General features: G+C 67.7%; 17 protein-coding genes. 10 read left to right on the top strand and 7 right to left on the bottom strand.

Annotation, left to right across the window (positions count from 1 at the left end; all coding sequences use genetic code 11):
* Positions 1 to 31: 31 nt before the first annotated feature.
* Together H0X91_RS00955 and H0X91_RS00950 are read left to right on the top strand one after the other, a co-directional pair.
* On the top strand, positions 32 to 814 hold the full coding sequence (locus H0X91_RS00955; protein WP_006485210.1) for an ABC transporter substrate-binding protein: 783 nt from the start codon (positions 32 to 34) through the stop codon (positions 812 to 814).
* A 111-nt stretch (positions 815 to 925) separates the two neighbouring features.
* Positions 926 to 1,867: a LysR family transcriptional regulator gene (locus tag H0X91_RS00950; RefSeq protein ID WP_006497968.1), complete on the top strand. Its 942-nt coding sequence runs from the start codon at positions 926 to 928 to the stop codon at positions 1,865 to 1,867.
* Here H0X91_RS00950 and H0X91_RS00945 read toward each other — a convergent pair.
* Positions 1,860 to 2,174 (bottom strand): NIPSNAP family protein, encoded by a 315-nt coding sequence (locus H0X91_RS00945; protein WP_006497967.1) that lies wholly within the window; start codon positions 2,172 to 2,174, stop codon positions 1,860 to 1,862. The two genes, H0X91_RS00950 and H0X91_RS00945, sit on opposite strands and share 8 nt — an antisense overlap.
* A 54-nt stretch (positions 2,175 to 2,228) precedes the next feature.
* Complete coding sequence (locus H0X91_RS00940; RefSeq protein WP_062911515.1) at positions 2,229 to 3,392, bottom strand: iron-containing alcohol dehydrogenase; 1,164 nt, start codon at positions 3,390 to 3,392, stop codon at positions 2,229 to 2,231.
* 227 nt (positions 3,393 to 3,619) lie between these two features.
* Between H0X91_RS00940 and H0X91_RS00935 the strand changes: the two genes are divergently transcribed.
* Complete coding sequence (locus H0X91_RS00935) at positions 3,620 to 4,936, top strand: MFS transporter (protein WP_006497965.1); 1,317 nt, start codon at positions 3,620 to 3,622, stop codon at positions 4,934 to 4,936.
* A 103-nt stretch (positions 4,937 to 5,039) separates the two neighbouring features.
* Here H0X91_RS00935 and H0X91_RS00930 read toward each other — a convergent pair whose 3' ends face one another.
* Complete coding sequence (locus H0X91_RS00930; RefSeq protein ID WP_006497964.1) at positions 5,040 to 6,059, bottom strand: aldo/keto reductase; 1,020 nt, start codon at positions 6,057 to 6,059, stop codon at positions 5,040 to 5,042.
* A 101-nt stretch (positions 6,060 to 6,160) separates the two neighbouring features.
* On the opposite strand from H0X91_RS00930, the gene H0X91_RS00925 reads away from it, so the two are divergent.
* A complete protein-coding gene (locus tag H0X91_RS00925; RefSeq protein WP_069352166.1) occupies positions 6,161 to 7,072 on the top strand; it encodes a LysR family transcriptional regulator in 912 nt (303 codons plus the stop codon).
* 60 nt (positions 7,073 to 7,132) lie between these two features.
* On the opposite strand, the gene H0X91_RS00920 is transcribed toward H0X91_RS00925, so the two are convergent.
* Positions 7,133 to 8,716, bottom strand: a complete 1,584-nt coding sequence (locus H0X91_RS00920) for an aldehyde dehydrogenase (NADP(+)) (RefSeq protein WP_077190586.1) — start codon at positions 8,714 to 8,716, stop codon at positions 7,133 to 7,135.
* A gap of 281 nt (positions 8,717 to 8,997) precedes the next feature.
* Between H0X91_RS00920 and H0X91_RS00915 the strand changes: the two genes are divergently transcribed.
* Complete coding sequence (locus H0X91_RS00915; RefSeq protein ID WP_006497961.1) at positions 8,998 to 9,966, top strand: cyclase family protein; 969 nt, start codon at positions 8,998 to 9,000, stop codon at positions 9,964 to 9,966.
* Positions 9,967 to 10,029: 63 nt separating this feature from the next.
* On the opposite strand, the gene H0X91_RS00910 is transcribed toward H0X91_RS00915, so the two are convergent.
* Positions 10,030 to 10,818 carry an SDR family oxidoreductase gene (locus tag H0X91_RS00910; RefSeq protein ID WP_034203932.1) on the bottom strand — a complete coding sequence of 263 codons (789 nt, stop codon included), beginning with the start codon at positions 10,816 to 10,818 and terminating at the stop codon, positions 10,030 to 10,032.
* A gap of 231 nt (positions 10,819 to 11,049) precedes the next feature.
* On the opposite strand from H0X91_RS00910, the gene H0X91_RS00905 reads away from it, so the two are divergent.
* Positions 11,050 to 11,988 carry a LysR family transcriptional regulator gene (locus tag H0X91_RS00905; RefSeq protein ID WP_006497959.1) on the top strand — a complete coding sequence of 313 codons (939 nt, stop codon included), beginning with the start codon at positions 11,050 to 11,052 and terminating at the stop codon, positions 11,986 to 11,988.
* Positions 11,989 to 12,104: 116 nt separating this feature from the next.
* Here the strand turns inward: H0X91_RS00905 and H0X91_RS00900 are convergent, their stop codons facing one another.
* Positions 12,105 to 12,521 carry an SRPBCC family protein gene (locus tag H0X91_RS00900; RefSeq protein WP_006491822.1) on the bottom strand — a complete coding sequence of 139 codons (417 nt, stop codon included), beginning with the start codon at positions 12,519 to 12,521 and terminating at the stop codon, positions 12,105 to 12,107.
* Positions 12,522 to 12,538: 17 nt separating this feature from the next.
* Positions 12,539 to 13,558 carry an aldo/keto reductase gene (locus H0X91_RS00895; RefSeq protein ID WP_006485206.1) on the bottom strand — a complete coding sequence of 340 codons (1,020 nt, stop codon included), beginning with the start codon at positions 13,556 to 13,558 and terminating at the stop codon, positions 12,539 to 12,541.
* A 331-nt stretch (positions 13,559 to 13,889) separates the two neighbouring features.
* On the opposite strand from H0X91_RS00895, the gene H0X91_RS00890 reads away from it, so the two are divergent.
* From H0X91_RS00890 to H0X91_RS00875, 4 genes are all read left to right on the top strand, one after another.
* Positions 13,890 to 14,234 carry a DUF4148 domain-containing protein gene (locus H0X91_RS00890; protein ID WP_006497957.1) on the top strand — a complete coding sequence of 115 codons (345 nt, stop codon included), beginning with the start codon at positions 13,890 to 13,892 and terminating at the stop codon, positions 14,232 to 14,234.
* Between the two features lie 311 nt (positions 14,235 to 14,545).
* Complete coding sequence (locus tag H0X91_RS00885) at positions 14,546 to 15,727, top strand: efflux RND transporter periplasmic adaptor subunit (RefSeq protein WP_230391138.1); 1,182 nt, start codon at positions 14,546 to 14,548, stop codon at positions 15,725 to 15,727.
* Entirely contained in the window at positions 15,724 to 18,915 is a 3,192-nt protein-coding gene (locus H0X91_RS00880) for an efflux RND transporter permease subunit (RefSeq protein WP_080331937.1), read from the top strand. Before H0X91_RS00885 ends, H0X91_RS00880 begins: the two co-directional genes overlap by 4 nt.
* Positions 18,912 to 20,306 (top strand): efflux transporter outer membrane subunit, encoded by a 1,395-nt coding sequence (locus H0X91_RS00875; protein WP_196432718.1) that lies wholly within the window; start codon positions 18,912 to 18,914, stop codon positions 20,304 to 20,306. Before H0X91_RS00880 ends, H0X91_RS00875 begins: the two co-directional genes overlap by 4 nt.
* The last annotated feature ends 47 nt before the right edge of the window (positions 20,307 to 20,353 follow it).

The raw sequence follows: 20,353 nt of genomic DNA, 5'->3' as shown, positions 1-20,353 counted from the left end.
CCACTCTTCCCCACACGAACGGAGCCAGACCATGAAGACGCGCCTCACGATTCTCCTTTCCGCCGCCGCGATGGCTGTCGCGTCGCTGGCGTCGGCGAAGGAATGGACGACCATCCGCATCGGTGTCGACCCGACCTACCCGCCGTTCGAGTCGACCGCGACCGACGGCAGCGTGAAGGGCTTCGACATCGACCTCGGCAACGCGCTGTGCGCGAAGCTGAATGCGAAATGCGTGTGGGTGTCGAGCAGCTTCGACGGGCTGATTCCGGGGCTGCAGGCGCGCAAGTTCGACGTGATCCTGTCGTCGATGGCCGCGACCGAACAGCGGCGCCAGCAGATCGACTTCACCGACCGCCTGTACCGCAACCAGACGCGGCTGATCGCGCGTACCGGGTCGGGGCTGCTGCCGGACGCGGCGAAGCTCGCCGGCAAGCGCGTCGCGGTCGAACAGGGCACGGTCCAGGAAACCTATGCGCGCGAGAAGTGGGCGGCCGCGAAGGTCGAGGTCGTGCCGTATCCGAGCTACGACCAGGCGTATGCGGATCTCGTCACCGGGCGCGTCGACGGCGTGCTGATGGATGCCGTGCAGGGCCAGCTCGGGTTCCTGGCGACGCCGCGCGGCAAGGGCTTCTCGTTCGCGGGCGGCGTGGTGTACGACGCGAAGATCATGGGTAACGGCGATGCGGCCGGCGTGCGCAAGGCCGACACCGACCTGCGTGACGCACTGAATCGCGCCATCGCGCAGATTCGCGGCGACGGCACGTACAACGCGATCCAGTCGAAGTATTTCGACTTCGACATGTACGGAAATTGACCGCATGCGCGGGTGATCCGAAGGCCGGAAAACCCGCGATTTCTTGGCGATCCTCAGGATCGTTTATGGGCCGGACGGGCTATAATGCGCGCTTTCGGTTTGGTCGTTGCCATGAAGCCGCTGGCCGTTCCCTCCCTCGCCAATATCGCGTCGCGCCTTCGCCTCAAGCAGCTCAAACTGCTGATCGCGCTCGAAAACCACGGTTCGCTGCACAAGGCCGCCGAAGAGATCGCGATCTCGCAGCCCGGCGCCACCAAGGTGCTGCGCGAGATCGAGGACATCCTCGGCATGCCGCTGTTCGAGCGGCAACCGAAGGGCCTCGTCGCGAACGACCTCGGCCGCTGCGTCACGCGCTACGCGCGCCTCATCTACAGCGACCTCGAACACCTGCACACCGAAGTCCTCGCGCTCACGCAGGGGCATGGCGGCCATCTCGCGGTCGGCGTCATCATGGGCGCGGTGCCGCTGCTCACGCGCGCGCTGACCGACCTGCGCCGCCGCCAGCCGAACCTGTCGGTCGAGATCGTCGAAGGCACCAGCGCGAGCCTGCTCGCGCTGATCGACGACGGCCGCATCGACCTCGCGATCTGCCGCAACGGCAACAGCCGCCGCCCGGAAGCGTATGACTACCTGCCGCTGAAATCCGAACCGCTCGCGGTCGTGACCGCGCGCACGCATGCGCTCGCCGGGCGCGACACGCTGACGCTGCGCGATCTCACCGATGCGGAATGGGTCGCGTATCCGGTCAACACGCCGATGCGGCTCGCGCTCGAACGCGCACTGGCCGACGCCGGCATCGAGGTGCCGCGCTATCCGATCGAAACCGCGTCGACGTTCGCGACGCTCACGCTGCTGCAGGCGGACCCCGAGCTGGTGGCCGTGATCCCGCGCGAAGTCGCCGAGTTCGGCGAGCGCTTCGGCCTGATTGCGTGCCTGCCCGTCGCGATCCCGGCGCTCGACGAGCCGTACGGCGTCGTCGCCCGTACCTTCGCGCACCTGTCGCCGGGTGCGCGCCTGCTCGTCGAAACGCTGCAAGGTCCCCTGCTTACCTGATCGGCGAGAACGCGGCCGGGCGCAGCAGCTTCGACTCCATCTTCTCGAGCATCGGGAACGCCTTCGGCACGAACTTCTCGAGCCAGTCCGGATCCTCGTACAGCGCGGTACGGCGCTTGATGCGATCGTCGAGGCTTTCGTATGCCCAGATGTGGACGACCTGGTTCAGTTCGCCGATTTCCGTGTACCACCAGCCGACCAGCGTCGCATAGCGGGAGATCACCGGCAGCCCTTCCTTCTCGAAGTGCCGCAGGTATTCGTTCATCTTGCCGATCTGGACCGTGTAGGTCCGCATTTCGTAATACATGACTGCTCCTGGTTGAATCGATTCGGGTAATCGCACTTCGCGCGGGTCGCGCGATCAGAGTTCGCCGCCGTACGCGGCGCGGATGATGCCTTCGACGTCGCGCGCGGTCGTCAGCCGCGGGTTGACCAGCACGTTGCCGCTGCGCATCGAGTCGGCCACCATCTGCGGCAGGTGCGCGAGATCGACGCCGAGCTCGCGGATGTTCGACGGAATCGCGAGCGCGCGATTGAGTTCGACGATCTGCTCGACCAGTGCGCGCGCGGCCGTTTCCGCATCGACGCCGGTCACGTCGCCGCCGAGCGCTGCCGCGATGTCGCGATACAGCGCCGGGCAGGCCGGCCGGTTGAATTCGATCACGTACGGCAGCAGCGCCGCGTTCGCGATGCCGTGCGCGATGTTGAACACGCCGCCCATCGTGTGCGAGATCGCGTGCACGTTGCCGAGCTTCGACTGCGAAAACGCGACGCCGGCCAGGAACGAGCCGAGCAGCATGTCCTCGCGCGCCGCGAGATCGGAGCCGACGTAGAACGCGTTGCGCAGGCTGCGCCCGATCAGGCGGATCGCGCCCAGCGCGAGCGACTGGCTCACCGGGTTCGCCTGCTTCGACACATACGATTCGATCGCATGCGTCAGCGCGTCCATGCCGGTGGCCGCGGTGATCGCGGCCGGCAGCTTCAGCGTGAGCTCCGCGTCGAGGATCGCGAGCTTCGGGAACAGCTTGTGGCTGACGATCACGGTCTTGAACAGCGTTTCCTGGTTCGTGAACACCGTCGACGCCGTGCATTCGCTGCCGGTGCCCGACGTGGTCGGGATCGCGAAGATCGGCAGCGGTTCGTCCGGGATCTTGTTGTAGCCCTCGTAGTCGAGAATCGTGCCGCCGTTGGTGGCCATCGCGGCCACGCCCTTCGCCGTGTCGATGCTGCTGCCACCGCCGACGCCGATCACGGCGGTGCAGCGATGCTCCTTCAGGAACATCAGCGCGCTGTCGAGCACGGCCGTGCTCGGGTTCGCCTCGACGCCCGAGAAGATTTCGTAGGCGACGTCCGCGTCGCGCAGCGATGCGAAGAATCCTTCGAGCACGCCGCTCTTGATCAGGCCTTCGTCGGTCACGACCAGCAGCTTGCCGCTGAACAGCGGCTTCAGCAGTTCGCCGGCCTGCCGCGCGAGGCCGTTGCCGAATTTCAGCGTGGTGGGAAAGAAATATTGGAATGGGCTCATGGTGCTTTCTCCGTGTGAAGTCTCCGCACCGAACACTACAAGCGGCCGATTGCCGCCGGTAATGAAAAAACCGGATCGCCCGATAACGTCCGCTTATTCCCCGCGCGCCGCGCCGTTTGGTTATCACGCGATCACGAAGCGTCATTAGGCAAGACGCGGCCATGCCCCTACAGTCGCTGCACGGCGACGATGCCATCGCCCCCGCAACCATAACGACGGAGACACGCATGCCCCCCTCGACTTCCCCCGCCGTCCCGGCCGCCGCGCCGACTTCGCTCGACGCGGCGGCGCGGCCGACCAACGTCCGCTGGCGCATCTTCCTGCTCATGCTGCTGCTGGTCGCGATCAACTACATCGACCGCGCGTCGCTGTCGGTCGCGATGCCGCTGATCGCACCGGAATTCAACCTGTCGCCGGCGCTCGAAGGCCTGATGCTGAGCGCGTTCTTCTGGTCGTACGCGCTGATGCAGATCCCGGTCGGCGTGATGCTCGACCGCTATCACACGCGCGGCATCATCGCGACCGCGACGCTCGCATGGGGCGCGTTCCAGGCGCTCGGCGCGGCATCGCACAACTGGATCCTGCTGATGCTCACGCGCATGGGCCTCGGCTTCTCCGAATCGCCGGTGTTCCCGGCCGGCGCGAAGCTGATCGGCACGTGGCTGACGCCGCACGAACGCGGCCGCGGCGCGGTGCTGGTCGACGGCGGCGCGCCGCTCGGCAGCGCGCTCGGTGCGATCCTGATTTCCGGGCTGATCGCGTGGTTCGGATCGTGGCGCATCGCGTTCGTGATCGCGGGCGTCGGCACGATGCTGGTGGGCGTGCTCGTATGGCGCTACATCCGCAACCATCCGTCCGAGCATCCGGGCGTGAATGCGGCCGAGCTCGAACACATCACGCGCGCGAATGCGCCGACGCAAACCACGGGCGAACGCGTGCCGCTGCGCGAACTGGTGAAGGATCGTTCGGTGCTCGCGATGTTCGCCGGCTACAGCTGCATCCTCGCGGTGTTCTACGGGCTGCTGACGTGGATGCCGAGCTACCTGCACAAGACCTACGGCTTCAACATCGCGACGACGGGCGGCGCGACCTTCATCATCTTCATGTCGGGCTTCGTCGGCGAACTGATCGGCGGCACCATCGGCGATCGCTGGAAGGCGTCGGGCGCGTCGCCGAACCTGGTGATGCGCACGATGTTCAGCGGCTCGTCGCTGATCGCGGCCGCGTGCATCCTCGCGGCGGCCTATATCGCGAACGCAAACGCCGTGGTGCTGCTGCTGAGCATCGCGATGTTCTTCATCCGCTTCTGCGGGATGTACTGGAGCCTGCCGGCGATCGTCGGCGGCCCGGAACGCGCCGGCGTGCTCGGCGGCACGATGAACTTCTGCGGCAGCATGGTCGGCGTCGTGGTGCCGATCCTGATCGGCGTGATCGTCCAGTGGTCGGGCTCGTACTTCCTCGCACTGCTGTTCTTCGTCGCGATGGCCGTGCTGATCGCGGTGTTCTCCAGCCTGATCGATTACCGGCCGCGCACGCACGGCTGACGGTCACGCAGCCGAGCTTTCCTTCTGCCGAAACGACGAGGCCCGCGCGAGCGGGCCTCGTCGCGTCGTCAGCGGCCAGACGGACTCGGCGGCGCTGACCGAATCAACGATCGATCGGCAGCGGCGCATCGGCCGCGACGAGCTGCTGCTCGCGCATCTCGCGCCAGAAATCGGCGGGGATCTCGAACGTCAGCGCCGCGGCATCTTCCGCGATGCGCTCCGGGCGGCTCGCGCCCGGAATCACCGCGGCCGTCGCCGGATGCGCGAGCACGAACTGCAGCGCGGCGGCCTTGACCGGCACGTCGTGGCGCGCGGCGATCGCGTTGATCCGCTCGACCTTCGCGACGACCTCGGGCGGCGCCTTCCGGTATTCGAAGTGCGCGCCGCCGACGAGCACGCCCGAGCTGTACGGGCCGCCGACGACGATCCCGACGTGACGGGCCGCGGCGGCCGGCATCACGCGCTGCAGCGCGCGTTCGTGATCGAGCAGCGTGTAGCGGCCGGCCAGCAGCATGCCGTCCGGTTGCGGTTCGGCGAGGTCGAGCAGCAACTCGATCGGCTCGACACGGTTCACGCCGAGACCCCACGCGCCGATCACGCCTTCCTCGCGCAGCTTGCCCAGTACGCGAAATGCGCCCTTGCGCGCCACCTCGAACTGCGCGAGCCATTCGTCGCCGTAGATGTCCTGCGCGACGTCGTGCACCCACACGACGTCGAGACGATCGGTGCGCAGCCGCTTCAGGCTGTCCTCGATCGAGCGCAGCGTCGCGTCGGCCGAGTAGTCGCTCACCAGCCGGTTCGCGCGGCCGTGCGCGAAGATCCCGCTCTTCTCGCCGTAGTCGCGGGTGGCCGCTTCCTCCAGATCGTCGAGCACGATGCGGCCCACCTTCGTGCTGATGAAGTAGTCGTCGCGGCGCCGGCCGGCCAGCGCGTCGCCGAGACGCGCTTCCGCGAGCCCCGCGCCATACGACGGCGCGGTGTCGAAGTAGCGGATGCCGCGTGCCCACGCGGCTTCGACGGTCGCGTGCGCTTCCGCGTCGGGAATGTCGCGGAACATGTTGCCGAGCGGCGCCGCGCCGAAACCGAGCCGGTTGTCGGCGGGCAGCGTGTCGTTGAGAGCCATGCGTTTCTCCGGATGGGACAGGAAAGTGCGCCCAGTCTAGGTTGCATGAATAAGTCTGTCCAAGACATAATTCATCACACTTGAGTCCCATAAGGTCTTACATGCTCGACATCCGCCAGCTTCAATATTTCATCGCGGTCGCGGAAGAGGAACACGTCGGCCGCGCGGCCGAACGCCTGCACATTTCGCAGTCGCCGCTCAGCCGCCAGATCGCGCAGCTCGAGGAGAAGCTCGGCCTGACGCTGTTCGAACGCAGCCAGCAGCGCATTCGTCTGACGCGTGACGGGCGCACGTTCCTCAGCGAAGCGCATGCGTTCCTGCGCCATGCGAACCGGCTCGAATCGCTCGCGCGCCGGCTCGGTCGCGGCGACGAAGGCGGTCTGTGCATCGGCTATCTGGAAACGGCCACGCACTCGGGCGTGCTGCCGCGCGCGCTGAAAACGCTGCGCGCGGAGCGCCCGTCGGTGCATATCGCGCTGTACAACTATCCCTGCGCCGCGCAGCTCGAAGGCCTGCGCGAACGCAGCCTCGACATCGCGCTCGTGACCGAGCCGCCCGCACCGGACGATCCCGAACTCGATTCGACGATGGTGCTGAACGATCCGATGCTGCTCGCGCTGCCCGACGGGCATCCGCTCGCGAAGAAGAAGACGCTGGTCGCCGACGATCTTGCCGCGCAGGCGTGGATCGGCGTCACGCAGCAGGAAAGCGCGCCGCGGCACGGCGCGTTCGTCGCGGCCTGTGCGAAGGCCGGTTTTTCGCCGGACATCTCGGTGGAAGCGACCGAGCCGCTCGCCGCGCTCGGGCTCGTCGCCGCCGGGCTCGGCGTGACGATGATCCAGCAAAGCCTGCGTCACCAGGTGCCGGAAGGCGTCGTGCTGCGCGAGCTGCCGTGGTTCAGCTACCGCACGCCGCTGTGGGCCGCGTGGCACAAGGTCAACCTGCGCCCGCTGGTGGGCATCTTCCGCGAGATCCTGACCGGCGAGGAGATCGTCGCGGCAGTCGGCAAATAAGGCCGTGAAAACGCGGGGCGCCGGTGCGTCGCGACGCCCCGCCTGCCATTCGCTCGCCGCTTACCGCGCGAGCGTGAGCTTGCCGTCGAGCAGGCGGTTCAGCGCCCACGGGTTGCTCGTTCGCAATGCGTCGGGAAGCAGCGCATCCGGCATGTCCTGATAGCTGACCGGCCGCAGGAAGCGGCGGATCGCGAGGCTGCCGACCGACGTCGAACGCCCGTCCGCGGTGGACGGATACGGGCCGCCGTGCACCATCGCATGCGCGACCTCGACGCCGGTGCCGAAGCCGTTGACCAGCACGCGGCCCGCGCGCCGCTCGAGCGCCGGGAGGAATCGGCGCGCGTCCGCGTAATCGGCTTCGTCGAGATGAATCGCCGCCGTCAGCTGCCCTTCCAGCGACTCGACCAGCGCGAGCATCGTGTTCAGGTCCGGACACCGAACGATCAGCGACGCCGCGCCGAAAATCTCCTCGTGCAACGCCTTCGATTCGCGGAATGCGTCGGCGCTCGTCACGAACAGCGCGCCCTGCCCCTGGTTCGCACCGGCAGGCGCCTGGGCGCGCGCGACGGTCCGCACCTGAGGATGCTGCGCGAACACCGCGACCGCACGCTCGAACGCCTGGTGAATACCGGGCGTGAGCATCGTCGCGGCCGGCGCCTGCGCGAGCCGCCCGGCCGCCGCCGCGATGAAGCGTTCGAGCGCCGGCCCTTCCACCGCGAAGATCAGCCCGGGGTTCGTGCAGAACTGGCCGGCACCGAGCGTCAGCGACTGCACGAATGCCTGCGCGATCGCGTCGCCGCGTTGTTCCAGCGCGTGCGGGAACAACAGCACGGGGTTGATGCTGCTCATCTCCGCATAGACGGGGATCGGTTCGGGCCGCGCGTTCGCGATCGCGATCAGTTCGGTCCCCGCATGGCGCGAACCGGTGAAGCCGACCGCCTTGATCCGGCGGTCGCGCACGAGCCCCTGGCCGATTTCAAGGCCGCTGCCGAACAGCAGCGAGAACGTGCCTTCCGGCATCCCGCATGCTTTCACGGCCTGCTGCACGGCCATCCCGACGAGTTCCGACGTGCCGGGGTGCGCCGAGTGCGCCTTCACGATCACCGGGCAGCCGGCCGCGAGCGCGGACGCGGTATCGCCGCCCGCCACCGAGAACGCGAGCGGGAAGTTGCTCGCGCCGAATACCGCGACCGGGCCGACGCCGATATGACGCAGGCGCAGATCGGGGCGCGGCGCGGGTTGGCGTTCCGGCTGCGCCGGATCGATGCGCGCTTCGAGGTAGTCGCCCGCGCGCACCACGCCGGCGAACAGGCGCAACTGGCCGACCGTGCGGCCGCGCTCGCCTTCGACACGCGCGCGCGGCAGGCCCGATTCGGCGACGCAGCGCTCGACCAGCGCATCGCCGAGCGCGAGGATGTTCGCCGCGATCGCTTCGAGAAACTGCGCGCGTGCTTCGGGCGGGGTCTCGCGATACGCGTCGAAGGCCGCCCAGGCCAGCGCGCACGCTTCGTCGAGATCGACGACGGTCGCGCCGCCGAAAGCCGGCTCCATGCGTTCGCCGCTCGCCGCGTCGATCGCATACGTGACGCCCTGGGTGCCGCGCCGCGCGCGCTGACCGATCAGCAAGTTGCCTGCGATGTTCATTTCCGTTTCCTGTGTGGATCAATCGACTGGATGCGTTGGCGTCGACGCGCATGCAGCGCCGCCACGATCGACCACGATGGTTTCAAACCCGCCCGACCCGCGTCAATACTTCGCGCATGACAGCTTTTCATAGCGCTATGAGCGGCTCTCAATACCGGATGGGCGGCGCGATTTCTATACTGGCCCGACGTCGCGCCGCACCGGGCGCGCCCGTCCGATGCCGAATGCCCGCACGGCAAATCGCCCCCGGGTTCGCGTCGATCACAACGATGGAGACGAACATGTGTGTGCAGAAACCGGCCGATGGCCCCGACGTCAAGCGCCTGCTCGACGGCCTGCCGACCAACTGGGGCAAGTGGGGCCCCGACGATGAAGTCGGCGCGCTGAATTATCTGCAGTCCGAACAGGTGATGCGCGGCATCGCCGCCGTGCGCCAGGGCCGCACCTTCACGCTGCAGGTGGACATCGGCCACGCGAAGGGCGAGCCGCTGTTTCCGGGCCGGCGCCCGTCGATGCGGATGAACGTGCTCGACAAGGGCCATTTCCTCGCGGGCAAGGCGCACTTCGACGGCAACGTCGAATACGCGGACGACGTGATCTTCATGCACGTGCAGGGCTCGACGCAGTGCGACGCGCTCGGGCACGTGTGGTACGACGATACGCTGTGGAACGGCTACGACGCGCTGAGCACGGTCGGCGGCCTCGAACGCGCGAGCATCCTGCCGATCGCCGAGCGCGGTATCGCGGGCCGCGCGGTGCTGATCGACATCGCGCGCCATCGCAACAAGCGCGTGCTCGACAAGGGCGAGACGTTCGATCATCACGACCTGCTCGACGCGGCGCGCGCGCAGAACGTGACGATCGAGCCGCGCGACATCCTGCTGATCCGCACCGGCTGGATCGGATCGTTCTACGAGCGCGACGAAGCCGAGTTCTATCGCGACTACGTCGAGCCGGGGCTCACGTTCAGCCGCGAGCTCGTCGAATGGTTCCGCGAGATGGAGATTCCGAACCTCGTCACCGATACGATGGGCAACGAAGTGACGGTCGACCCCGTGTCGGGCGTGATGATTCCGCTACACAACGCGCTGATGCGCAACCTCGGCGTCGTGTTCACCGAGGTCGTGCTGCTCGATGCGCTCGCGGAAGATTGCGCGCGCGACGGCCAGTGGCAATTCCTGTACACCGCCGCGCCGCTGAAGATCGTCGGCGGCACCGGTGCGCCGGTCAATCCGCTGGTGATCAAGTAACGCGGGCAAGCCATGCCCGGGCGCACCGTGCGGCCCGGGCATCCCGCGACGAACGCCGCGCGATCAGAACGTGCCCGGATATGCGCCGCCGTCGAGCAGCACGTTCTGCCCGGTCAGGTAACCGGCGTGCGCGCTGCACAGGAACGCGCAGACCGCGCCGAATTCGTCGGCCGTGCCGAAACGCCCGGCCGGCACGTTGCGGCGCTTCGCTTCACGCGTCGCTTCGTAGTCCGTCCCTTCTGCCTGCGCGGACGCTTCGGTCGCCTTCTTCAGACGGTCGGTATCGAACAGCCCCGGCAGCAGGTTGTTGATCGTCACGTTGCGCGCCGCGATGCGCTTCTGCCGCGCGATGCCCGCGATGAAGCCGGTCAGCCCCGTGCGGGCGCCGTTCGACAGGCCGAGCACGTCGATCGGCGCTTTCACGGCGCTCGACGTGATGTTGACGATGCGCCCGAAGCCGCGCTCGGTCATCCCGTCGACGGTCGCCTTGATCAGCTCGATCGCCGTCAGCATGTTCGCGTCGAGCGCCGCGATCCAGTCGTCGCGCGTCCATTCGCGGAAATCGCCCGGCGGCGGGCCGCCCGCGTTGTTCACGAGGATGTCGACTTGCGGCGCGGCCGCGAGCGCCGCCGTGCGGCCCGCGCTCGTCGTGATGTCGCCGGCCACGGCCACCACCGTGACGGCCGGGTTGAGCGCGCGCAGTTCGCGGGCGGTCGCGTCGAGCGCGTCGCTGCCGCGCGCGGTGATCACGACGTTCACGCCCTCGGCGACGAGCGCCTGCGCGCACCCCTTGCCCAGCCCCTTGCTGGCCGCGCAAACCAGCGCCCAGCGGCCTTCGATGTTCAGATCCATGTGTGCTTCGCTCCTGGCATCCAGCGCGTGTCGTCCGGGTGCGACCGCAATCGACACGGCAATAAGTTCAAGTTATAGTGAGTGCACCCGCTTTCCGCCGCACGTCGGCGGCATCCCGGTTCACCCATCCAAAAACAGCTTGATAAAAAGGCTCGACGGGCCAGCATAAGGAATCGCAATCGTCGAGACAATTGACGGGACGTGATACCGGTATAACTTTTCGTCACATCCATGACCCCGCCGCTTCACTCCATCATTTCCCGCCTTCACCTGAAGCAGCTGCGCCTGCTGATCGCGCTCGCCGACCAGGGCTCGCTGCTCAAGGCCGCGCAGCAGGTCGCGCTCACGCAGCCGGGCGCGAGCAAGGCGCTGCAGGAGATCGAGACGACCTTCGGCACGCCGCTGTTCAATCGCACCAACCGCGGGCTCGAACCGACCGAGGTCGGCGATTGCGTGATCCGCTACGCGCGGCTGATTCATACCGATCTCGCACATCTGCGCGAGGAAATCGTCGGCATCCTGCGCGGACATGGCGGGCGCGTGAGCGTCGGCGTGATCATGGGCGCGGTGCCGCGGCTGACCGATGCGATCTCGACGCTCGTCGCACGCCATCCGGAGATGTCCGTCGAGATCGTCGAGGACACCAGCGAAGCGCTGCTGAGCGAGATCGACGCAGGCCGGCTCGATCTTGCAATCTGCCGCACGACGATCAGCCGCACGCCACAGCTCTACGACAGCGTGAAGCTGCAGGACGAGACGCTCGCGGTGGTCGCGAACGTGCGCCATCCGCTCAAGGGCGCAAAGAAGCTCGCGCTGCGCGACCTCGCCGAATACAGGTGGGTCGTGTATCGCGCGAACATGCCGATGCGGCTGCTCCTGGAACGCGAATTCCTCGAAGCCGACATCCGCTTTCCGCCGCATCTGCTCGAAACGACGTCGGCATTCGCGACGCTCGCGCTGTTGCAGGGCAATCCGTCGTTCGTCGCGCTGGTGTCGATCGACGTCGCCGAATTCTTCGCGCGGCACGACATGACGCGCATCCTGCCGCTGCGGATCGGTTCGCGCAGCGAGCCTTACGAACTCGTCACGCGCAAGGGCGCGCCGATCTCGCCGGGCGCGCGGCTGCTGATCGACGAGCTGCACGCCGATGGCGGCGGCCCGTCGGTGTAGAACCACGCCGACGCGCTCACACCTGCGCCCAAGCCTTCGCCGCAGGCGACACCCGCGGCGAAGGCGTGGCGGGAGCCGGACGCCCCGCCTCCGTCACACGATGCGACGTGTCGCCGTCAGGCCACCGCGAAGCGCTTCGCCAGTTCCGCGAGGCCGTCTTCGTAGATGCCGCGGAACAGCCGGATCGTTTCGTCGTCGGTCGCGCCGTGCGGCGTGAACGTGCCGGACCACTCGACCTTCGACGCGTTCGGGCCGTTCTCGCGCACGCGCAGCGTGGAGCGATAGTTCACGACCGGAAACGGTGCTTCGAGGATCGCGTACGTATAGCTGCGCTCCGCTTCGTCGAACGCAACCAGCCGCTCGACGATCGCATCGCCCGCCGGATTCGCGAGACGCCGCACGCGCCCGCCCTCGCTCAGCTCGCTGGCCGGAATGTACGACAGCCAGTCGGGCAGTGAGCCGAAGCCGCCGATCAGTTGCCAGACCGTGTCGGCCGAAGCCGCGATCTCGATACTTGCATGTGCCTGTGCCATGTCATCACCTTTCAGGATCAACGATCGGTCGGCAGCGGCGCATTGGCCGCGATCAGGCCTTGTTCACGCATCTCGCGCCAGAAGTCGGCCGGAATCGCCACGTTCAGCGCGGCCTGGTCTTCCGCGATCCGCTCCGGACGGCTCGCGCCCGGGATCACCGCGACGGTCGCCGGATGCGACATCGAGAACTGCAGCGCGGCGGCCTTGATCGGCACGTCGTAGCGCGCGGCGATCGCCTTGATCCGGTCGACCTTCGCGAGGATTTCCGGCGACGCCTTCTGGTATTCGAAGTGCGTGCCGCCCGCGAGCACGCCCGAGCTGTACGGGCCGCCGACGACGATCCCGACGTTCTGCGCGGCCGCCGCCGGCATCACGCGTTGCAGCGCGCGCTCATGATCGAGCAGCGTGTAGCGGCCGGCCAGCAGCATGCCGTCCGGTTGAGGTTCGGCGAGGTCGAGCACCAGTTCGATCGGTTCGACGCGGTTCACGCCGAGGCCCCACGCCTTGATCACGCCTTCCTCGCGCAGCTTGCTCAGCACGCGGAATGCGCCCTTGCGCGCCACTTCGAATTGCGCGAGCCATTCGTCGCCGTAGAAGTCCTGCGCGATGTCGTGCACCCACACGATATCGAGGCGGTCGGTGCGCAGACGCTTCAGGCTGTCCTCGATCGAGCGCAGCGTCGCGTCGGCCGAGTAGTCGTTGACGATGCGGTTCGGCCGGCCGTGTTCGAACAGGCCGCCCTTTTCGCCGAGATCGCGCGCCGACACGTCTTCGATTTCGTCGAGGATCACGCGGCCGACCTTCGTGCTCAGCACGTACTCGTCACGCGGATGGTTCGCGAGCGCGTCGCCGAGGCGGATTTCCGCCAGGCCGGCGCCATAGAACGGGGCCGAATCGAAATAGCGGATGCCGTGTTGCCACGCGGCTTCGACGGTGGCCGCGGCTTCCGCGTCGGGGATGTCGCGGAACATGTTGCCGAGCGGGGCGGTACCGAAACCGAGGATCTTGTTGCCGGGCAGCTTGTCTTTGAGACTCATGATTTTCTCCAGGGAGTAAAGGAAAGCGAGTTCAGTCTAGGGAGACCGGTTAAGTCTGTCCAAGACGGAATTCGACACACTTGAGTCCCGCGAGGTCTAATGGGCCGATTGGCGGCCTGTTTCGATCACCGGCCCCTAGCCACTGTTCGGGCCAGACGCCCGGCCGGCAAGGCTGCCGACCGAATTCACGTTCGATTCGTGACGCAGAATCAAAAATGATTTGGTCCGGCAGCCGTTTTTCCCGGGCGTCGGCGTACCTATATTGGCTGCACGCGCAACGACATCGACGTGGTCGATGTTGGTTGCGGCTCACTCAACCACACAGGTACCCATGATGAAAACGCTCGTTTCTTCCACCCTTGCCGCCCTGATCCTTGCCGCACCGGCGCTGTCGTTCGCGCAGCAGGCCGACCATCAGCTGACCCGCGCCGAAGTGAAGGCCGAGATGGCCCGCCTCGCGGCCGTCGGCTATACCCCGGCGCTGGACCACAACCAGTATCCGGCCGCGATCCTCGCCGCCGAACAGCGTGTGCGCGAAAACGCCGTCGCGCAATCCGCCCCGAACGCCACCCCGGCCGCGAACACGACCGGTTACGGCAGCGAAACCCGCACGGCCGGCGAATCCGGCCGCGCGATGTCGGTCAACGGCCGCGACTCGATCTATCGCGGGCATTGAGCCACGTCGGCGTGCAAGCGAGCACGCCTTCCGATACGCGCAATCGCGCGTCCGCCCCCTCCGCATGGCCGGCCCGAATCGCCTGAACAGGCATTCGGGCCGCGCGTCGTCGCTGCCCTTCCGCTTGCTCGCCGTGCTCCGCGAAACCGGCTCGCCGGTCGCCGATGCAGGCAGCGATTCGTGACTGCGCAGTACAAGTTCTTATGCCGCTTCGTCCGTTTATCCGCCGCGCGCCGCGCCCGATACTTCGCACCGTCCGGCGCCACGCGCCCCACTCGACATCTCGTACGCATATGAACCGATATCCAGGATTGAAACGCATCGCGCGATCGGCCGTGCTGGCCGCCGTTCCGCTCGCCGCGCTCGTCGCGTTGGCCGGCTGCCAGTCGGACGACAAGGCCCCGGCCGCGACGCCCAACGTGATCGTCAGTGCGCCCGTCGTGCGCGACGTCCACGACGTCGACGTCTACACCGGCCGCTTCGAAGCGGTCGACACCGTCGACGTGCGTCCGCGCGTGAGCGGTTATCTCGACAAGGTCGCGTTCCAGGACGGCGCGACCGTCCGCAAGGGCGACCTGCTGTTCGTCATCGACCCGCGCCCGTACCAGGCGGCCGTCACCGCCGCGCAGGGCGCGCTCGAACGCGCGCAGTCGCAACTGAAGCTGAGCCGGCAGGATTTCGAGCGCGCGAGCATCCTGATCAAGACCGATACGATCGCGCAGAGCCTCTACGACCAGCGCAGGCAGGCCGTGCAAAGCGCGCAGGCCGAGGTGACGAGCGCACAAGGCGCACTCGAACGCGCGCGGCTCGACCTGTCGTTCACGCGCATCGTCGCGCCGATGTCCGGCCGCATCAGCCGCAAACTCGTGAGCGAAGGCAATCTCGTGAAAGGCGGCGACAGCGACGCGACCGTGCTGACGACGATCGTGTCGCAGGATCCGATCGACATCTACTTCGATGTCGACGAGGAAAGTTACCTGCGCTATACGCGCGAAGCGCGGACAAGCGGCGGCAACGCGTCGTCGCGGCAGGTCGCGATCGCGCTGCCGGGCGATGCCCGGCCGTCGCTGACGGGGACGATGGATTTCGTCGACAACCGCCTCGACGACTCGACCGGCACGCTGCGCCAGCGCGCACGCGTCGCGAATCCGGACCGGCGCCTGAGCCCCGGCCAGTTCGGCCGCGTGTACCTGTCGAGCCGCGTCGCGCACCACGCGCTGCTCGTGCCCGATGCGGCCGTCGCGACCGATGCGACGCGCCGCGTGCTGTACTTCGTCGACGCGAACGGCACCGTCGCGATCCGCCCGGTCACGCCCGGCCGCCTGTACGACAACCTGCGCGAGATCGATGCGGGGTTGAAGGCGGGCGATACCGTGATCGTCGACGGCTTCCAGCGCGTGCAGGCCGGCGACAAGGTCAAGGCCGTGCCGCGCGCGATCGAAGCGGCCACGGTGGCCCACGCGGCGAGCGGCACGATGGGGAGCGCGCAATGAACCTCGGCCGCCTGTCCGTCCAGCAGCCGGTGCTCGCGATCGTCCTGTCGATCGTGTTGACGATCGCCGGTGCGCTGGCCTATTTCTCGCTCGCGGTGTCCGAGTATCCGGACATCGCGCCGCCGACCGTCGTGATCCAGGCGACCTATCCGGGCGCCTCCGCGGAAACGGTCTCGCAAACGGTATCGACGCCGATCGAACTGGAAGTGAACGGCGTGGAAGACATGCTGTACATGTACAGTCAGGCAACGTCGGACGGCAGCCTGAACATTACCGCGACGTTCAAGCCCGGCACCGACGTCGACAAGGCGCAGGTGCTGGTGCAGAACCGCGTCGCGCTCGCGACGCCGCGCCTGCCCGAACCGGTGCAGCGCAGCGGCGTGTCGGTACGCAAGTCGTCGCCGACGCAGCTCGGCACGATCTTCCTGTACTCGCCGGACCAGCGCTACGATCCGCTGTACGTATCGAACTATGCGATCCGCAACGTCGCGGACGTGCTCAAGCGGATCGAAGGCGTCGGCGACATCAACGCGCTCGGCGCGCGCGAATACTCGATGCGCATCTGGCTCGACCCCGAGCGCGTCGCGTCGTTCGGCCTGAGCCCGGCCGACCTGATCGCCGCGGTACGCGCGCAGAACACGCAGCTCGCGGGCGGCGTGGTCGCGCAGGCGCCGATCACGAACCAGGCATTCCAGCCGAACCTGATCTTCGAGGGGCGGCTCAAGCGTCCCGAGGATTTCAGCGACATCGTCGTCAAGCAGGGCAAGGATGGCAGGCTCGTGCGGCTGAAGGACGTCGCACGCGTCGAAATCGGCGCCCTCGCGTATGCGACCGACAGCTACATGCTGCGCCACCCGACGATCGCGCTGCAGGTGCTGCAGCAGCCCGGCGCGAACGCGGTCGCGACGATGGCCGCGGTCGAGAAGAAGATGGCCGAACTGTCCAGGGACTTCCCGAAAGGCATCGTCTACAACATCGGCTACAACCCGACCGCGTTCATCGGCGACAGCATCCACGAACTCGTCAAGACGATCTACGAGGCCGTCGTGCTCGTCGTGTTCGTCGTGCTGCTGTTCCTGCAGGGCTGGCGGCCGTCGATCATCCCGATCCTGTCGATTCCGGTGTCGCTCGTCGGCACGTTCGCGGCGATGGCCGTGCTCGGCTACTCGATCAACAACCTGACGCTGTTCGGCCTCGTGCTCGCGGTGGGGATCGTCGTCGACAATGCGATCGTCGTGGTCGAGAACGTCGAGCGGCACCTGTCGGCCGGTGCGGGGCCGCGCGACGCGACACTGCTGACGATGAAGGAAGTCGGCGGCGCGCTGTTCGCGATCACGCTCGTGCTGTGCGCGGTGTTCGTGCCGACCTCGTTCATTCCCGGCATCTCGGGCCAGTTCTTCCGCCAGTTCGGCGTGACGATCGCCGTGTCGACCGCGATCTCGTTCTTCACGTCGGTAACGCTCGCGCCCGCGCTGTCCGCGATGATGCTGAAAGCGCACGCCGGTGACCATGACGCACCGACGCCGACATCCCGCATGGCCGCGCCGTTCGCGCCGGCGCTGCGCGTCGCGCGACGCTTCTCGAACGCGTTCAACCGCCTGTTCCAGCGGCTGTCCGATGCGTATGGCCGGCTGGTCCGGAAAGTCGTCCGGATCATTCCCGCCATGGCCGCACTGTACGTGGTACTAATCGCCGCAACCGGCTACCTGCTCGTGTCGAGCCCGAAGGGCTTCATTCCCGCTCAGGATCGCGGCTACCTCGTCGTGCTCGTGCGGATGCCCGACGGCGCGACGCTCGAACGCACCAGCGCGATCGCGCGCAAGATCGAGGACATCGCGCTGTCGGTGCCCGGTGTCGCGCGCGTGCCGGTGTTCTCCGGCGTCAACGCGGCGACCGGCACGAACTCGGCGAACAGCGCCGGCCTGTTCCCGGTGTTCCAGCCCTGGCCGGAACGCAAGGCGCGCGGCCTGACGATCGACACGATTGCCGCCGAGATGCGCAAGCGGCTCGCGACCATCACCGAAGCGTCGACCGTCGTCGCGATGCCGCCGCCGGTGCAGGGTCTCGGCAGCACGGGCGGCTTCGCGATGCGGCTCGAAGACCGCAACGGCCTCGGCACCGCCGCGCTCGCGAAGGCGACGCAGGATCTCGTCGCGGCCGCGAACCGCACGCCCGGCATGGTCGGCGTCTACACGCCCTACTCCGCGACGAGCCCGCAGGTGCACGTCGAACTCGACCGCGAGAAGGCCGAGATGCTCGGCGTGCCGAGCCAGGCGATCAACGACGCGGTCGAGACGTATTTTGGTTCGACCTATATCAACGACTTCAATATCGTCGGGCGCACCTATCGCGTGACCGCGCAGGCGGACCTGCCGTTCCGCGTCGACGCGTCGGATCTCGCGCGGCTGAAGGTGCGCAATCGCGACGGCGAGATGGTGCCGATCGGCAGCGTGACGCGTATCGACGACATGCTCGGCGTCGATCGCGCGCCGCGCTACAACCTGTATCCGGCCACCGAAATCAACGGCGATACCGCGCCGGGCCTCGGCTCGGGCTTCGCGATCAAGACGATGGAAACACTGGCGAAACAGGTGCTGCCGCCCGGCATCTCGTTCGAGTGGACCGATCTGTCCTATCAGCAGACCACGGCCGGCAACACGGGGCTGCTCGTGTTCCCGCTGTGCGTGCTGCTCGTCTATCTGGTGCTCGCCGCGCAGTACGGCAGCTGGAGCCTGCCGGTATCGATCCTGCTGATCGTGCCGATGTGCCTGCTTGCCGCCTCGCTCGGCGTGCGCGCGCTCGGCCAGGACGTGAACATCCTCACGCAGATCGGCTTCATCGTGCTGGTCGGGCTCGCCGCGAAGAACGCGATCCTGATCGTCGAGGTTGCAAGACAGCTGGAGGCCGACGGCGCCGAGCTCGTCGAGGCCGTCGTCGAAGCATGCGTGCAGCGGCTGCGCCCGATCGTGATGACGTCGCTCGCGTTCATCCTCGGCGTGCTGCCGCTCGTGATCTCCGAAGGCGCGGGCGCGGAAATGCGCCAGGCCGTCGGCGCGGCGGTGTTCTTCGGGATGATCGGCGTGACATTCTTCGGGCTGCTGTTTACGCCCGTGTTCTATGTGATGGTTCGCCGGCTCGCGATGCGCAAGACCGCTGTCGCAGCCGTCGCGACGGAGGCTGTGCAATGAAGTTCGTTCGACTCGTGGCCGCGCTGTCCGCAGCGGCCGTCCTGACCGCCTGCACGAGCGCGCCGGTCGCCACCGTCACGCCGCCGCCGCTGGCCGCGACCTTTGCGAACGCGGATCTCGCGGCCAGCGGCCCGGCCGCCGACACCGGCGCGTGGTGGCATGGCTTCCACGATCCGATCCTCGACCGGCTGGTCGACACTGCGCTCGCGAACAACCTGGACCTGCAGGCGGCCGTCGCGCGCATCGATGCGGCCCGCGCGGTGCGGATCGGCGCGGCGTCGTCATGGTTCCCGTCCGTCGACCTGAATGCCGGCGCCAGCCGTCAGCGGCTTTCCGCATCGCAGGCGTTCCCGACCGATACGCCGACGACCGGCAACGCGTTCGACCTGAATGCGAGCCTCGCATGGGAAATCGACATCTTCGGCCGCATCCGCCAGGGGGTGTCGGCAGCCGACGCGGATATCGCATCGGCGCAAAACGATGCGACGGCCGTGCGGATCGCGACGATCGACGAAACCGTGCGCACCTACGTGACGGTGCGCGGCCTCGAACAGCGGTTCGCGCTGGTCGAGGCCAACGCGTTGAGCCAGCGCAGCACCGAGGAATCGACACGGCGCCTGTTCGACGCCGGCGTCGTGCCGGCCGCCGACGTCGACCGCGCCACCGCGCAGACGGAAACGACGCTGGCCGAGCTGCCCGCGCTGCAACTGCAGCGGCAAGCCGCGATCCATAGGCTGTCGATCATCACCGCGTCGACGCCGCAGGCGATCTATGCGCGGCTCGACCCGCCCGCGCCCGCGCCGGTGTGGACCGCCGCCGCGCCGGGCATCGGCACGCCGGCCGACCTGCTGCGCCGGCGGCCCGACGTGCGCGCGGCCGAGGCGCGCGTCGTCGCGGCCTATGCGCGCATCGGCGTCGCCGAGGCCGACCTGAAGCCGCACCTGCAACTGATCGGCGTGATCGGCGCGGCGATCGACGGTTTCTCGGGCGCGTCGCTCGCGCGTTCGCTCGCGTGGATGGCCGGCGCCGGCGCGAGCGCGCCGTTGTTCGACGGCGGCCGGCGCCGCAGCGTCGTCGCGTTGCGGCGCGCACAGGCCGACCAGGCACTCGCCGCCTATCGCACGGCGGTGCTGACGGCCGTCGGCGACGTCGAGACATCGGCGGCCGCGACCGCCCGGAATCACGGCCGGACCGAGCGCCTCGAGCGCGCGGTGTCGAATGCGCGTGATGCGTATACGCAGATCAACCGGTCGTGGCGCAGCGGCGAATCGGCGTTCATCGATACGCTGGAGGTGCAGCGTACGCTGCTCGCGGCCGAGGATTCGCTCGCCCAGGCGCGCACCGAGGAAACGTTGAGCCGGGTCAGGCTGATGAGTGCGCTGGGGCAGTAAGCACGCGGTTCGCTTCGAGCGATGCGCAAAGGGCGACGGGTTCGATG

Origin of the sequence: Burkholderia sp. 9777_1386 (assembly GCF_015712265.1) — a bacterium.
Taxonomy (GTDB): Bacteria; Pseudomonadota; Gammaproteobacteria; order Burkholderiales; family Burkholderiaceae; genus Burkholderia; species Burkholderia cenocepacia.
Note: the sequence above shows the minus strand (reverse complement) of the source record. Positions and strands in the feature narration are given on the sequence as shown.